Origin of the sequence: Candidatus Poriferisodalis sp. (assembly GCF_965262965.1) — a bacterium.
Classification (GTDB): Bacteria; Actinomycetota; Acidimicrobiia; order Acidimicrobiales; family Poriferisodalaceae; genus Poriferisodalis.
This window is the reverse complement of the sequence record NZ_OZ253573.1, coordinates 1,090,086-1,104,675: the sequence shown is the minus strand read 5'-3', so window position 1 is coordinate 1,104,675 and position 14,590 is coordinate 1,090,086. Positions and strand designations below refer to the sequence as shown.

The window sequence follows — 14,590 nt, the reverse complement described above, 5'->3', positions numbered from 1 at the left end:
AGGGCGACAATAGCCCAGTGCGGGGAGCCATCCGACATTGCTCAGGACTCCGGCGGACCTTGGGGCGTTGGGGGGACTGATGCAGGCCGTCCATTGACCCAAAGCCATTCGAGGACGGCCTCGATGGCTGCCGGCCCGAGATGGCCTGACCGATCCTGAGTTGACGGGCTCGCTATGTTCTGGTCATGTGCATTGAACACGCGAGGGCACGCAGATTCTCAGCCACCAGCGTCGGGCTGATTGCCGCTCACGCAGATGCTGTTGCGCGGCGGGTGGCGAAGGGCGCTTCGCTGGACGAGTTCGACCGCAAAGCGCTCGCCGGCATGTCGGATCTTCTGCGCACGGTGGAAAAGGCACGGGCAGATCCCTTGACGGGTGTGCGCGCGACCCCAGAGGCCATGTTGTTGATCGATGTGGCTGGTCGGCTTCCGTTGGGCGGAAACGACTCGCTAGATGGCTTCAGAGCCCGCTCGAGCGAGCTTGTGTCTGTCGTCGACAAGCACGACGCAATGGCCGCTCAGAGCTTTGTCTCGTTCGCATCCGCCCTGTGCAGAGAAGCCGGCAGCAACGGATGCAGTTTGCGGTCGTGAAGCGTCGACGCGTGACGGCTGCCGGCCCGAGCACGATAATTGCGGACACAGAAGCCCGCCGGCTGGGAGCAGAGATACGACGCCATGAACAGCAAGGCATCCCGATCCCCGCCGCCGCCAGAGACGAGCTGGAAGCGATCTTTGGCGAGATATCGGCCGACTGTCAGTAGCCCATTGAGCCGGTTCGTTTCGTGAGCGACTTCGAACGGCAACCGATCCGCAGTGTCAACGGTGGGTGTATTTGGTGCGGTGACATGTCGCGGATACGTGTGGATGCGGACGGTTTGACTGTGTGCGTCGATGAGTACGAGTGCGGCGGACGCATGGATGAGCAGGGCATCACCGACAGCGCACTGGCCGATGAGCAATACGGCAAACGACCGCTCGTGTCCGATGAGCGATGGGCGCGCGACACGACCGTCCGGTTGAGTGTCACAACCGGCGTCGTGCGGCCGCTCATGTCTGATGAGCGATGGGCGCGCGACAGCTCCGGGTTGTGCGGACGGCGATGCGACGCAGCCCATTACGGCTCCGGGCACGGCGACTACACGCTGTGCGTCCAAGAGATCGGCCACTCCGGTCCGCATCGATGCGGACGCAACGACCACGAAATAGGCAGCCACAGTGGCTGACGGGGCTGTGTTCTGAGCAGACGGAAGCGATGAGCTAGTGCTCGTCGCGGGCATGTCGTCTTTGATGGTGTCCGAAGGTGGCGGTGGGCTACTGGTCGGTACCTGAGAGCCGCATCGGTTGTTGATGCTCAACTGCAGGGGGACAGATGGACGCCGTTACTGATGAGCAGATGGATGCGTTGCGTGAGGTCCTCCCGAGATCTCTTCGTGGGCTGGCGGCGGCTGTGTTAGTGCCGGCGTTAGCTGCTGATGCGGTGAGAGCTGAGCGGGAACGTGGCGGATGGATAGATCCGCATGACCGTTCGCCGCATCCTGCGCTCCTAACGCTCGAAGAGATCAGCGATGAACTCCCGCTCGACGAGATCGGTGGGCGCTGCGGGCTTGGAACTCCGCTGAGCAAACGTCACAGCGGCCGGCTCATCGGGAAGCTGGAACGTCGAGGTTGGCAACGGCATGGCACCTACGTCGACGGGTTGCCGACCTATGAGTGGGCACCGCCGGCACGCTCCGATGCGCCAGCCGTCTCTGCCGGCTGAGCGTCTGAGAACTGCCTCAGCGGAGCCGGCGGCGCAACAAGCCGCGACGGGTGCGTGTGGCGTCGCGTCTCAGGCTGGGGAGCCCGAATCGCCGCTGTCGGGATGGGCAAGATCCGCGCTTCGGTTCACCATGCCCGCTGAGCGTCTCGGCGGTCATGCTGTGAGCCGGATCGTCGCCAGGCTGATGGCCCGCGTCAGCGACGCCATCGAAGGCATGCCGCTGCGAACCCGGCGATCGGCGACGAAGCCGCTGGCCACATCACAGCACTGGGATCGCGGTTGTGCCGTCACGCGTTTCCGCAGGTCAGCGCCTATCGGCGCAGCCTCTTAGGGTCTTGTGCTCGTGAGGAGCGTTGAGCGTCGATGAACCCGGTTGCGGTTATCGCAGTCCTTTGTTGACGAGTCGTGAGTTGTGCGGTGGCTGGGCCGCGGCGACCGACGCGCCGACCAGAAAGACGACGACGGCGAGCCCGACCGATGTTGCTGTGTCGGGCGGTTGAAGTGTCAACGCCCAGATGCTTGGCTCTCCGGTTTGGACGCGGCCGAACAGCACCACGGCCATGCCCGCTATGAGCGGTCCGATGCTCATGGCTCGCGTTCCGCCGATCGCGCGGGAGACACATGCCAGTCCGAGGTAGATCAGCGAGTTGCGCGCCCAGCTCAAGTGCGCGAACGAATCCATCTGCCAGCTGCCGATCAGGCCGCTGCACAGCCCCACTGTGGCCAGAGCGACCAGCAGTCCGACATCGAACAGGTGGAATCTGACCAACGGGCACGCGATCCGGTCTCCCTCGTCGGTGTCGAGAACGACCTGCACCATGGCGACCATGATGATGGGCGCCAGTACCGCTATCGGGGTGTCGACGAGATCGCCGAGCAACAAATCAGGGAGCGGCACCAGTGTTTGAGACGCGAGCCATGGATGCAGTGCTTGCAGCGCGAAGATCGCCAGCATCAATCTCGGTCGGCGGGCACGCAGCCACAGTTTCATCCCCAGCACACGAATCTTCAATCTGCCAAGCGGGCCAAGTTCTCGGTGTCGACTGAGTGACAGCCGAGAATCGCTTGAACGCTCGTTTCGATGAATCTTGATGCACGGTCAGGTTCGGCGAGGACGTAGTCGACGGCTTGGCGCTGCTTGACGGTGAGTGCCAGCAATTGGCTCTTGTCGCCCGCGACCAAGCTCCACACGACAGCTCGGGCCAGCGGTACGAGATCCTCTGTTGATCTGCGCTCATCGTGTGGGGGGGTGTGGCGAGATCTGCAGACCGGCCGCGGAATTACCGCATTCGTAAGTTGTGCGCGCAGCGCCCCCGGCACCTCGAGGACCCTTGGATGAAGCTGCAGCGTCCACGCATGATCTTGGCTTCGTTCGGGCACGGTAGTGCGGTCGATGCGTTTGTCGTAGATCCATGCCGCAGCATCTGCTGCCTCGGTGAACGTCGCGGGCGTCTTGATCCCGGATGCGGCCAGCCGGTCGCTAACGATCGATGTTTCTGTGCCGACCGCTTCGAACAGTTCCTCGTGCTCCGGCCACAGGCACACCTGTGTTGCGCCATGCTGCTCGCACGCCAGCTCCGATGAGGATCGAGGAACGACGCTGTCCCAGCCGAGACGTTCCACCATCCGGATGCCTACAGCCAACAGCCCCACGACGGGCAGCACCGCAGCGAGGACCCACAGCACCGGTCGCTTCGAAGAGAGCGCTACAGCGACGATCACAGACGCCGCAGCGAGCAGCAGTGTCGCCACGATGGCGTTTATCGACAACGCCTCGTACGCCGAGCAGCAACCCCCAAATGTGCCGGTCATGTGGCGCGGCCATATCAAGCCGATCGACGGCGGATACGCAATCGCGAGCCACGTCACAATCACCGACAAAGGAACCGCCAAAGCAGTCGGAACGCGAACCGCTACTGCGGACCAGAGCGCGAACACCGACAGCAGCACCAAGTACGGCAGCACGAGCGCCAGCAGCCCCCGGGCCGTGGTCGGTACACGGCTCACCTGCCAGATCTGCACCAGCGCGAAGACTGCGAATGCCGCGATAATCGTCGGCGTGGCCGCATGGAAAACGATCCGCCAGTAGCTCTTCAGCGCATCGACACGCAGAGCATTGCTCTTCCTCAGCTTTCCGATTTCCCATGTGAAGAAACCAGCGAGTATGGGCACCAGCAGCGAAGTCAGCAGATTGTTTGCGTCACCCAAGCGGTCATCGAGGTAATAGTCCAAAGCGCCCGAATCGCCATCAAAAATGGTACGAGACCGGGCCGCCAACGCGAAAAGAAGGACACCCAAGACGATATGAGGGGTGTGTTGCCGCACCGTTGCCATGTCAGCGCCGTTGAATCATCTAGGCGGAAGCACCACGCAAGGCATTGATGTATGCCTCGGTGTAGCCGGCATGGCCCTTGACGAACTCTTGGGCGGTTCCGCGATAACAGATCCGCCCGGTCGATATCACGGTTACGAAGTCGAAGTGCTCGAAGTAGTCCGCGATTCTGTGGGTTGAAAGCACCAGTGCCGAATAGCCGCTGAGCTGACCGAGGATCGCCCCGAAGTGCGCTATCTCGACAGGATCCAAACCCGCAGTGGGTTCGTCAAGCAAAATGATGCTCGGTTCGTGCACCAGTGCCTGAGCGAGCCCTACCCGCCGCAGCTCCCCTCCTGACAGCTCGGACACATATCGATCAGAGAGCGCAGAGAGATCGACACGCTCAATCACCCGGTCGACGCGTTCTCGGATGTCCGAACGCGTCATGCCTTTCAGCCAGCCTGCATACGCGACCTGCTCCTTCACTCGCATACCCGGATATGGGTATGTGAACTGCGGAAGCCAGCCGACGACTTGGCGAAGACGTCGACGAGGCTGCCGCCTCGACACATCCTCTCCGTTGAAACGCACAACCCCGCCCTGCGGCGTCATCACCGACGCAGCGAGGGCCAGCATCGTCGACTTGCCCGCCCCGTTCGGGCCGAGCAGCAGTGTCGCCCCCGCGTCAAAGTCGTAATCGAAGGACACAAACACAGGCGTGCTGAAGCCATACCGGAACGTCAAGCCGTCAAACCCGAGCGGAGTCAAGCTATCCACGGACTGCGCCACCTCACCCAAGCTCCTGCAGAGAGCACTAGATGATGTTTTGAGATGCGTTCACGACACAATTGTCGAATCATGGAAAGATCTGGACGAGAGAGCGATCAAGATGCGCCTCGTCGCCACTTCGCTCTCCCATTATCTCATCCAGTTCGACAAAAAACGTCCCATTATCGTCTACACCGACCCAAACATAGTCATCTTCATCTTCGCAATAAAACATCGATTCGCCGTAGCCTTCATCAGGCCAAGCGAAAATCTGTCGACGCAACTCTAGAGCCACGGTGTCGTCGTAATCAATGTCGCCACCGTAAGTAGAACATGAGTACAACCAGATCTCGAGATCGTAGTAGTCCCAGTCGTTGTTGTCATCTTCCCAGGTGGGAGTATCATCACCCAAATGGGCATGGGTCCACAAATCCTTGTAAGGGTGCGCCACAGGTTAACACGCGAGGTGTAGTGTCGGGTGTGTGGAGCTTTCGGCGACCGATGCGAGGGTGTTCTTCGAGACCGTCATGCCTCATCTGGGCGAGCGTCAGCGGCGTGTGGTGAGCGGCGCGTTGGCCGAGGCGCTGGGCCGCGGCGGGCAGGCGTTCGTTGTGGGGGCGTCGGGGGTCTCGACCTCGACGATGTCGCGGGCGGTGCGCGAGGTGCGCGCCGGGGCCGAGCCGTGGGATCGTCAGCGCGCCGAGGGCGGCGGGGACCGCCCGGCGGTCGACAAGCAGCCCGGTCTGCTCGAAGCGCTCGACGAGCTGGTGCATCCGGTCACGCGGGGCAGCCCGATGTCGCCGCTGCGCTGGACGCTGAAGTCGACGTATCAGCTCGCACGCGAGCTCGCCGGGCAGGGCTTCAAGGCGTCCGCGGAGCTGGTGCGCCGGCTGCTGCACCAGATGGGCTACTCGTTGCAGGCGCCGGCCAAGCAGAACGAGGGAGCCCAGCACCCCGACCGCGACGCCCAGTTCGCCTACCTCAACGCGCTGGCCTCGGAGCGCCTCGCCGTCGGCGACCCGGTGATCAGCGTGGACACCAAGAAGAAAGAGCTGATCGGGTCCTACGCCAACGGCGGCGCCGAGTGGCAGCCCGCCGGGGAACCCGAGCGGGTGAGCGTGCACGACTTCGCTGATCGGGCGCTGGGCGAGTTCGCCAAGGCCATCCCCTACGGCGTCTACGACGTCGCCAACAACGCCGGCTGGGTCAACGTCGGCGACTCCGCCGACACAGCCGAGTTCGCCGTGGAGTCCATCCGCCGCTGGTGGAACACCCTGGGCCGCGACCGGTTCCCGACCGCGACCCGGCTGCTGATCACCGCCGACGCCGGCGGCTCCAACGGCTACCGGCCCCGCGCCTGGAAGTGGTTCCTCGCCCGCCTCGCCGCCGACACCGGCCTCGAGATCACCGTCGTGCACTACCCGCCCGGCACCAGCAAATGGAACAAGATCGAACACCGCCTCTTCAGCTTCATCTCCATGAACTGGCGAGGCCGACCCCTCACCGACATCGCCACGATCATCGAGCTCATCGCCTCCACCACCACCCAAACCGGACTCACCGTGCAAGCCGCCTACGACCCCGGCTGGTACCAACGCGGCATCAAGATCACCAACACACAAATGGAACAACTGCCGCTGTGCCCCCACCACTGGCACGGCGAATGGAACTACACCATCACACCCAACTGAACACGCGACCTAACTCGCGGCGGACCCTAATTCAAAAAGTTCGTGTAGTAGCCGGCGCTGGCGACGCTGGGAATAGCAAGTACTGCAAGCACTACCAGAATCGCTGTCGCCGTTCGGATCTTCCGCACACTCGTTCCCCTCGTTCGCACACGCGGCCTCGCTCGAGGTGCAGGTGGCGTGGCGCGCGAGTGTCACACGAAACGCATATCTTGCGCAAGTGCAACTTCGCAGACAAGGGCTGCAATCGCTCGTGAATTGACGACAAGCCGACCTGTGCGGTTCCAGAGCCGTCCCGAGCCGCGTTGCATCCCAGACCACTTCGCGGCTTCGTAGGGGAGCGCCGGACAGGCCCATCCCAAGATCATGGCTGTCACACCCCCAGTCGATACTGGGAGCCATGACAACCGCAGTTGACGCAGCTTCGCCCATCACCATTCCCGGAGGCCGCAGGTTCGGTGCGTGGATCTACGGCCTCGACGCCGACGGGCGGGCGGTCCGGTGCCCATGGCGTGTTGAGGACCGCACGGACCGTGTCGAACGATCGGTCGGTTTCAGCGGTGGCGTGCATTTGTGGGCAGATGAGCGGCGCGACGTTCGAAACGCGGCGCTCGACTTGGGTCAGCCGTGGACACCACGGGACGAGCCGCAGTCCATGACGCCTGCGCAGGCAGTCGCGTACCGGAAATGGTTCGATGAGGCGTACCGGGCTTGGCGTGACTCGGACGAAGCGAAGGCTCAGTGACCGGCCAGGAGTCGTTGCGGCTCAGCGGCGTGCGCCGCCGCGGTGTGCTGTGGTAGGGGCACTGTGAGCCGTGCCGGTGGTGCACGACCGCTCGCGTCGAAAGTACGCGGCTGAGGATCTGGCGAGACATCGACTCGAGAAGCACAGTACGTAACGAAGTTCGCTGTAACCGTGACGCTGGTCGCTGCTGGCTGCGTAGGTCAAGAGCGCACATAGTTGAGTCCGCATCGCGTCGAACGCCACTTCGCCGAGTTGTGCTTCGAGGTAGACGAGCCGTCGGCTGACGCGAGCTACGCGGACACATCAGGATGAGTGCTGATCGTTGCCGCCAGGTCCTGCGCGGCAACTTCCGCGAACGATTCAGCCATCTCGAAGCCGACCGCGGTGCGCCCATTTTCGGCTGCGATCGTGAGCGCCCGTCCGGTGCCGCAGAACGGGTCGAGGACCACACCGCCGACGGGTGATGACGACAGGACGCGAGGTCGGATCAGGTCCGGCGGGAATGTCGCTGAGTGCCCGTGCGCACCTGAGCGGGTGTTGACTGTCACGACGTCCCGACCGCCGGGTTCGGCTTCGTCCAGGTCGTAGAAGTAGGAGGCCCGACCGTCGCTTGGCCGGTGGACGAAGTGGAACAGATGCTCGTGGGTCAGTCGAAGGCGATCCTTCTCAGGGCGGGGCGGAACGTTCGGTTTTGACCAGATGAGATCGTTCCGTTGAATCCAGCGACGATCCTGCATCGAGATCGCGAATCGTGCTGGGACCATCAGCAACTGTTTCTCCTGCCGGTAGTCCCCCATCGGTGTTCGCCGTCTGACCCGGCCTGTGTCGCTGAGACCTTGCCGCCCTTCGGGGCGGATGCTTGCCCAGCGTGCAAAATAGGGGGCTTATATCGGGTGTTAGCCGTTCCACCGGGTGGGGGTGCTGTTTATGTTCGGGTGGTGTCGTATGTGACGGTGCGTGTGCCGGTGCGGTTGAGCGGTCGGAGGGATCGGCTGAGCATCTGGTTGTTGCTGGGTGAGCAGCGTCAGGCGTTCAATCGCGGTGTGGGTTTGTGTCTCGAAGCGGTCGAGTCAGGCAACCGGGTGCCGTCGAAGTTCGATCTTCACAAACTGTTGACAGCGGACCGTGCGAGCGGCCGTATGCCAGGCGAGGTGCCGGTTGCGTTGCAGCGTCCGGGGATCGAAGCGGGCCGCGACGCTGTCCTCAAATGGGACAAGGCCCGTGGCCGTCTGGAGCGCGGTGTGGTGTTCTGGGCTGTACGGCTCGCGGCAGCAGAGCTCGACGCTGCAGGTGAGCACCGGTCAGCTTCGGCGGTGCGCGGGGCGGTGAACTCGAAAGGGAAGCTGCGCAAGACCGCAGCCGGCGAGGTCCGTTATTGCGAGACGAGGCTGGCCAAAGCCCGCCAGCGACAAGACCGGCACAACAAGCAGGGCACCGGTCGCCTGTTCCGGTCCCGCAAACGGTTCGAAAGCGAACCCGCGAACGCGGCTGCGTTGGTGTACCGCGGAGGAGTGATCCTCGGCGCAGACGGGTCGGTGCGGCTGCCGGGCGGCAAACGGCTGCGGCTCGCTGACCCCGGGTGGCGTCCGCCTGAGGGCCACGAATGGACCGGCGCGATACAGATCGTGGACACCACCCGCAAAGTCACTGTCCGCACCCGCCCGCAGCATCGCAAATATGTGATGCATGTGCAGCTGCGCCGCACCGATCCCGAACCGGTGCAAGCCCCCCAGTCACGTGATGAGGTGATCGGCGCTGATGCCGGGGTGGTGGAGCATATGGCGCTGTCGGACGGTCGGATGCTGAACATGGCCGACGAAACCGATCTCAACACACAGATCCGGGAACTGCAACAGCAACGCTCGCGTTGCGATCACGGGTCGCGTCGCTGGCGGACGCTGTCGCGGCAGCTGCGCGGCCTGCACGCCAAGCGCACGAACCGGCGCGACAACAGCGCCGGCCAGATCGCTGCTGAGATCGTGTCCACGCCGGGTGTGTCCGTGGTCGGGGTCGAGAGAACCAACACCGTCGGGATGCTCGCCTCAGCAGCAGGCACCAAAGAACACCCCGGCAAAGGAGTGGCCGCTAAACGCGGCCTGAACCGGGCACTGTCGGACGCCCGCTTCGGCGGGATCCGCACCACCCTCGAACGCGCCGGCGTCAAACGCGGAATCCTTGTGATACGCGTCCCTGCCGCGGGCACGTCGATGTTCTGCCACCGATGCGGTGCGCTAGTAGCCAGAGAAAGCCAATCCAGCTACTGGTGCAAAGACTGCGGGATCGTCGGCAACGCCGACACTCTCGCAGCCCGCAACGTGAAAGAACTCTCCTGGCAAGCCCTCACAGCCAACCAGGACACCAAACCGGCGGCGCGGGACTTCGCCGTCGAAAGAGGACCGGGCCGGAGGGAAACCAGCCCAACCGCACCAGCGGCTACCGAGATCCTCACAAACAAACGGCTAACACCCGATATAAGCCCCATCTGTTAGGACTCGACAACGATGACTGAGACGATCCGGGCGGCTGTTACCCACCTTGCCGCCGTGACAACATGTACATGGGAGGAGACGACGTGACATACACGACCCGAAAGGTGAAGGAGGAGGACGTGCTGCGGGCCCTCGAAAAGGGCCTGGAAGGTGCTCCTCTGCGGTTCAGCTTGACGGATGGCCAGGTCGCGCACCTCGCCGGCAGCGCCCGACGAGCACGGACACGCCGCGTCCGGCGCCAACTCCGTCGTCGGGTCGCCTGATACTCGCTGACCCGGTCGCCGCTGGATGCACACGCAGGATCCGCCCAGGGCGACGGCCGACCGCCGACGGCTACACGAGGGCGAGCCAGGTGACGCAGTAGACGTCGTCGGGTGTGATCTCGGGGAGCGGCTCGGGAGGGACGAAAGGATGCAGCCCGAGGTCGCTGATGACCCGGATGATCTGCTCGGCCTGCTCGGCAGGTTTGGGTGAACTGGCGAGGGCGCTCTGGAAGGTCCTGATGGTGCGTTCGGGGTAGGGCGCCCTGATGGTGTCGATTGCTCGGTCGATCTCGTCTTGGGTCATGCCCGCGGGCGGGTGATTACGCACGACATCGGCGGCCCGGACTAGGCGCGGCGGAATGCGCGGCTCCAGGTTGGCCTTGTCGGACATGAAGTTCCACTTCTCGACGATGTGGGCACGGGCCGTTTCCCACGCCTCGAAGGCGTCGCTGGCATCGGAATCCTCCAATACCCGGGGCGTTTGGAACCCGGTAGGTGGTCGGGCAAGGTCGAGGCACGCCAACGTTTCGTCAGTCACATCACGCGTCCCTGTCTCGTCTCGGCTCACGAACCGGAAGACGGGCGAGGGATGATCGCCCACGCGTGCGCAGAAGACGTAGCCGGACCCGCTTTCGCCCGCGCCGACCGCCATGCCCGAGCCTGATCCCCACGGCAGCGACGTGATTTGCTCGGCCAGGCCTGCGTCTTCGAGCGCTTGGCGCAGCTCCTGACGGAATTCCTCGCCCGAAAGTGCCCCCTTCGCGGTTCCGCCCCGCTCAAAGAGCGATGCATCTTCACTGCGAATGCGCTCGATTTCATCACGGGTCTCGGTGAAGTTGATGTCCACGTGAGCGTCTTGGTCAGGCAGGATTTCGCCGACTCCGACACTCGCCGCAGCTTGGGCGATCTTGCGGTGCAGCCGTTCTTCCAGCCCGAGCAGGTCATCGAGCCGGCTGTCAGGAAAGACGCAACGCAAGAGCACCTCAGCATGTCGCGACCCGATCCGGTCGATGCGGCCGTGGCGCTGTACGAGCCGCATCGGGTTCCACGGCAGGTCGTAGTTGATGATGTGACGTGCTTGCTGGAGATTGACGCCCTCGGCCAGCACATCGGTCGCCACGACAATGTCGTACAAGTCTCCGTTCTGGCCGTCGGGTGCGTCGGTAGTGCGGGGTGCGAACCCCCACAGCACCGATTCCTTGTCGCCAGCACCTGAGCCACCTGCGACCGAGGCGATGCGTCCCCGGTAGGCGGCCAGGCGGTCGTCGCTGTGCGAGATGGCCTCGAGATGCTCGACGATCCAATCCACGGTGTCTGCGTAGTAGCTGAAGATGAGCACCTTGCGCCGGTCCCGCACATCGGAAGCACCGATGCCGTTGGCTTCCGCTTCGGCAGCGATGTCAGCCAGCTCATCAACAAGTGCCGCCAGGTTCGGATCGTCGGCTCGGGTCACCGTTCGTGCCTCAGCCCCGAATGCTTGCAGCAGGTCCCGGTCGCTAGACACGGCGTCCCGCAGCTGATCTACGTCGTACTCAGCAGCATTGTCGGTGATCCCGACGAGATGATCCAAGAAAGCGTCGCGCTGCTTGTCGTCAAGATCGTCGGTGTCGGCAGCGATCCAGTCCGCCAGCGCGTCGCCTGCGCCGACACGGCCTCCCGACAGCAGCGACAAGAACGCATTGTGGCTCTTCGCCATCCGGTCGCACGTCTCGGCGAACGCAAATGGCGACGACTCGAATCGCTTGAGCAGGCCCGAGCGCAGCAGACCGGCGAGCTGAATCTCGTAAGCGTCGACATCATGATCGAGCCGGTAGCGCGACGGCACATAGCGGGCGAGCGTCAACAACCCAGGGGATCCGGGTTCTGCATCAGGATCCAGCGCCGCAGCGAACCGGTCGAAGAAGCCGGGCAGCACGGCGTCCAATTCGTAGGTGACTTTGCGGACTCGCGGTGTCGGGAAGATGATCTGGGTTTCGACACCGCTGATCCGCACCGTGTCGCTGGGATAGAACCGTTTCACGAACGAACGGGTACGACGCACGGCGACGGCGTCCAGGACGTCGAAGAGGTGCTCGGGTGTGAGGTCGTCTGGGTTCATCGCAACTGCGTGTGCGAAGTGGTCCCGCAGCGAACGAATACCTGCGTCTGCGAATGCTGCGTCGTTGTGCAGGAAGTAGCCGAGCAGGTGGTACAGATCCCACAGGCTGTTGTTGACCGGTGTTGCCGTCAGCATCACCAACTGCTTGGGCGGCGACCCCGCTAGCAGCTGACGCAATGCGTGTGCCCGCTGAGTAGCCGGGTTCCGCAAGTTGTGCGCTTCGTCGATGACCACCATCGCGTAGTCGTTGATGCTTGTCGCCTGAAGCTTGGTAGTCGAAGCATGGTCCGGGTTGAGCCGCATGTCGGCCATGACCTCTTCGTAGGACACCAGCTCCATCGGCAGGTTGTGCTCGAATTGGAACGCTCGCCACGGCCCGTCACGCAACGTGGCCGGTGTGATGACCAGTACACGTTGGCGCCGGTCCAGCGCCGCTTCCCGGATCAGTTCGCCGGCCAAGAATGTCTTGCCGAGACCGACCTCGTCCGCGATCAGCACACCGTTGCGGTCGTCGAGAATGCGTCGTGCTCGCCACAGCCCGTCGGTCTGGAACGCAGTGAGATGGATCTGGGGAGCGCCTTCCGCATCGGCCTCGGCTTGCAGCTCGTCGCCGTAGCGCTCCCACAGCATCCGCAGGTACACGAGCTGTGGTGAGTGTGGCTCGTAGCGGGCCTCAAACAGCGCAGCGAGATCGTAAGGAGCAGCCTCGTCCCACAACTCCTCGAACCATTCCTGAACTTGGGACACCACATGCGGCGCGTAGTTGCCGAGGTTCAGCTCCAAGTTCGTGGCAAGACCGGCATAGGTGAAGTTCGACGAGCCGGCGACAACGCCGTGGGAGCGGTCGCCGACGACGAATGCCTTGCCATGCAGGAAGCGACCCTCGAGGCGGCGCACGTCGACGTTGGCCGTTCTCAGCCAATCGACCAGCCGGCGCGTGGCAGTGTCCGTCTCCAGCGTGAAGCCCAGATGGTCGCGCTCGAAGCGAAGATTCTGCTCCTGATCATCGAGCGCTCGCCGCATCCGTGCCCGTGCCGCTCGCTGGGCTTGCGGCGGCTCTGCGCGGAGCGCCCGTCGCCGGTTCTCGGGCGGCTCGGGTTCTGCCCCCACGAGCAGCCGTATCCCGGTGGCTTGGTCGAGCGCATCGGCAAGCAGGGAGTACCCACCGACATTGAAGTAGGCCGTCGCGATGTCAACAGACGCACCGCCGACGAACCCAGTAGCTGCGTGGGTGATGAAGCCGCTCAGCGCCCCGGCGACGGTCCGACCGTCGCGATTGACCGCCAGCTCCGGCTTCTCAACGACTGTCACGCAGCCTCCTGAAATGCACCAACACGGCCGCGTGGCGCTCGGTGTAGTCACGGGTCTCGCTGAACGTTTCGTAGATAACCGCCAAGTCGTCCTCGTCGAGCCCATACAGCAGCGCCACGCACGCATCGAGTTCGCAGATCAAGTCCTGCTTGGTCGCCTCGTCGTTCGCCGATCCCACCGGGACACCGATCTCGGAGGCCCAGTCCGCAAACCGCTCGTCCACAGCCGCTAGCCGGCCAGAGATCTCGACTACCCGATCGCGGACGTGATGTCCCTCTCCCGGGTCAGGAATGGCCAGACCGTTCAGCAGAGCAAACGACATGACGAGTTCGACCTTGCGGCGCGCCTGCCAGTCACACGGCATCGAACTCAGTACGCCGAGAACGTACGCCTCATCAGCTCCGTTGCCTGCGAGTTGCAGCAGGTATGGAGCCTTGTGTACTAGTACACGGTTCCCAGGTACTAACGCTGCGATGAGGGAACGAGTATCGGTCGCCCGGGCTACGTCTCGAAACGCGATTCGTGCGTGCAGACATGGCAGCGTGCCCGGATCGTCAGTAGTGGTGTTCTCCTGTTCGGCGAAGGCGGAGGTGGGCTTCGATCGCTGTGCCAGGCGCTTTTCCTGCAGATGATCGACCATCGCTTCGGGGTCGGCGCTGTCGTAGTACGTGCCCGTATCCGGTTGCCACAAATTGAACGACGAGCCTTTGTAGACGGGCCATACTTCGCTCATCTCACTGCTCGTGGCTTCGGGTCGCGGCTGCGCCGTCGTCATTCATGAACCGTCCTCGGTCACGCGTGGCATCGAATTTTCGAACCGGGCGGAAACGCCATCGTCGTTCACGAACCGGTGCCGGTCGTGGGTCGCGTGAAGCTCTGCGACGGGACGGAAGCTCCATGCCCGTCGTCGTTGAGGAATCGCCACCGGTCGGTCGTGGCGTTGAGATCGCCTTGAACTGGGCGGAAGCGCCACGGGGGGGGGGGGGGGGGGGGGTACAGGCGCTTCTGGCGCGGTAGCGCTGTCGAAACGTGGATGGAGCTTCATGCGGCGCCAAACGCGGAATGCCGCGCGGCTCGGCACCTGAGGGAATGCGGCAGTCTCCGACCAGAGCCGAAACTCGGAGACCGGGATCAGTTCCGGTTTGCCGTCGACCAG

Annotated in this window: 13 protein-coding genes; 5 read left to right on the top strand and 8 right to left on the bottom strand. The window is 63.6% G+C overall.

Going from position 1 to position 14,590, the window contains the following annotated elements:
- The first annotated feature begins 185 nt into the window (after positions 1 to 185).
- Positions 186 to 590 (top strand): hypothetical protein, encoded by a 405-nt coding sequence (locus tag ACQY5K_RS05255; protein ID WP_428120701.1) that lies wholly within the window; start codon positions 186 to 188, stop codon positions 588 to 590.
- A 254-nt stretch (positions 591 to 844) separates the two neighbouring features.
- The gene (locus tag ACQY5K_RS05250; RefSeq protein ID WP_428120699.1) at positions 845 to 1,222 is read left to right on the top strand and encodes a hypothetical protein; all 378 of its coding nucleotides are present in this window, start codon (positions 845 to 847) and stop codon (positions 1,220 to 1,222) included.
- A gap of 320 nt (positions 1,223 to 1,542) precedes the next feature.
- Here ACQY5K_RS05250 and ACQY5K_RS05245 read toward each other — a convergent pair whose 3' ends face one another.
- From ACQY5K_RS05245 to ACQY5K_RS05225, 5 genes are all read right to left on the bottom strand, one after another.
- A complete protein-coding gene (locus ACQY5K_RS05245; RefSeq protein WP_428120697.1) occupies positions 1,543 to 1,677 on the bottom strand; it encodes a hypothetical protein in 135 nt (44 codons plus the stop codon).
- 460 nt (positions 1,678 to 2,137) lie between these two features.
- Positions 2,138 to 2,749, bottom strand: coding sequence for a hypothetical protein (locus ACQY5K_RS05240; RefSeq protein ID WP_428120695.1), 612 nt, complete (start codon positions 2,747 to 2,749; stop codon positions 2,138 to 2,140).
- A 17-nt stretch (positions 2,750 to 2,766) separates the two neighbouring features.
- On the bottom strand, positions 2,767 to 3,990 hold the full coding sequence (locus tag ACQY5K_RS05235) for a DUF7224 domain-containing protein (protein WP_428120693.1): 1,224 nt from the start codon (positions 3,988 to 3,990) through the stop codon (positions 2,767 to 2,769).
- Positions 3,991 to 4,111: 121 nt separating this feature from the next.
- Complete coding sequence (locus tag ACQY5K_RS05230; protein ID WP_428120691.1) at positions 4,112 to 4,849, bottom strand: ATP-binding cassette domain-containing protein; 738 nt, start codon at positions 4,847 to 4,849, stop codon at positions 4,112 to 4,114.
- A 79-nt stretch (positions 4,850 to 4,928) separates the two neighbouring features.
- Positions 4,929 to 5,291 carry a hypothetical protein gene (locus ACQY5K_RS05225; protein WP_428120689.1) on the bottom strand — a complete coding sequence of 121 codons (363 nt, stop codon included), beginning with the start codon at positions 5,289 to 5,291 and terminating at the stop codon, positions 4,929 to 4,931.
- Between the two features lie 76 nt (positions 5,292 to 5,367).
- On the opposite strand from ACQY5K_RS05225, the gene ACQY5K_RS05220 reads away from it, so the two are divergent.
- Together ACQY5K_RS05220 and ACQY5K_RS05215 are read left to right on the top strand one after the other, a co-directional pair.
- Positions 5,368 to 6,531 (top strand): ISAzo13 family transposase, encoded by a 1,164-nt coding sequence (locus ACQY5K_RS05220; RefSeq protein ID WP_428122562.1) that lies wholly within the window; start codon positions 5,368 to 5,370, stop codon positions 6,529 to 6,531.
- A gap of 397 nt (positions 6,532 to 6,928) precedes the next feature.
- Positions 6,929 to 7,273: a hypothetical protein gene (locus tag ACQY5K_RS05215; protein ID WP_428120687.1), complete on the top strand. Its 345-nt coding sequence runs from the start codon at positions 6,929 to 6,931 to the stop codon at positions 7,271 to 7,273.
- A 290-nt stretch (positions 7,274 to 7,563) separates the two neighbouring features.
- On the opposite strand, the gene ACQY5K_RS05210 is transcribed toward ACQY5K_RS05215, so the two are convergent.
- On the bottom strand, positions 7,564 to 8,037 hold the full coding sequence (locus ACQY5K_RS05210; RefSeq protein ID WP_428120685.1) for a DNA methyltransferase: 474 nt from the start codon (positions 8,035 to 8,037) through the stop codon (positions 7,564 to 7,566).
- Between the two features lie 174 nt (positions 8,038 to 8,211).
- Here ACQY5K_RS05210 and ACQY5K_RS05205 point away from each other — a divergent pair, with 174 nt between their 5' ends.
- Positions 8,212 to 9,762, top strand: a complete 1,551-nt coding sequence (locus ACQY5K_RS05205; RefSeq protein WP_428120683.1) for an RNA-guided endonuclease InsQ/TnpB family protein — start codon at positions 8,212 to 8,214, stop codon at positions 9,760 to 9,762.
- A gap of 333 nt (positions 9,763 to 10,095) precedes the next feature.
- Here the strand turns inward: ACQY5K_RS05205 and ACQY5K_RS05200 are convergent, their stop codons facing one another.
- A complete protein-coding gene (locus ACQY5K_RS05200; RefSeq protein ID WP_428120681.1) occupies positions 10,096 to 13,434 on the bottom strand; it encodes a helicase-related protein in 3,339 nt (1,112 codons plus the stop codon).
- Positions 13,421 to 14,209: a hypothetical protein gene (locus ACQY5K_RS05195; RefSeq protein WP_428120679.1), complete on the bottom strand. Its 789-nt coding sequence runs from the start codon at positions 14,207 to 14,209 to the stop codon at positions 13,421 to 13,423. Before ACQY5K_RS05195 ends, ACQY5K_RS05200 begins: the two co-directional genes overlap by 14 nt.
- Positions 14,210 to 14,590 lie beyond the last annotated feature (381 nt).

Coding starts and splice junctions, on each gene's coding strand:
- ACQY5K_RS05195 (WP_428120679.1), bottom strand. CDS start 14,209: ATGACGACGGCGCAGCCGCGACCCGAAGCCACGAGCAGTGAGATGAGC.
- ACQY5K_RS05255 (WP_428120701.1), top strand. CDS start 186: ATGTGCATTGAACACGCGAGGGCACGCAGATTCTCAGCCACCAGCGTC.
- ACQY5K_RS05240 (WP_428120695.1), bottom strand. CDS start 2,749: ATGAAACTGTGGCTGCGTGCCCGCCGACCGAGATTGATGCTGGCGATC.
- ACQY5K_RS05245 (WP_428120697.1), bottom strand. CDS start 1,677: ATGCCGTTGCCAACCTCGACGTTCCAGCTTCCCGATGAGCCGGCCGCT.
- ACQY5K_RS05250 (WP_428120699.1), top strand. CDS start 845: ATGTCGCGGATACGTGTGGATGCGGACGGTTTGACTGTGTGCGTCGAT.
- ACQY5K_RS05215 (WP_428120687.1), top strand. CDS start 6,929: ATGACAACCGCAGTTGACGCAGCTTCGCCCATCACCATTCCCGGAGGC.
- ACQY5K_RS05210 (WP_428120685.1), bottom strand. CDS start 8,037: ATGGTCCCAGCACGATTCGCGATCTCGATGCAGGATCGTCGCTGGATT.
- ACQY5K_RS05220 (WP_428122562.1), top strand. CDS start 5,368: ATGCCTCATCTGGGCGAGCGTCAGCGGCGTGTGGTGAGCGGCGCGTTG.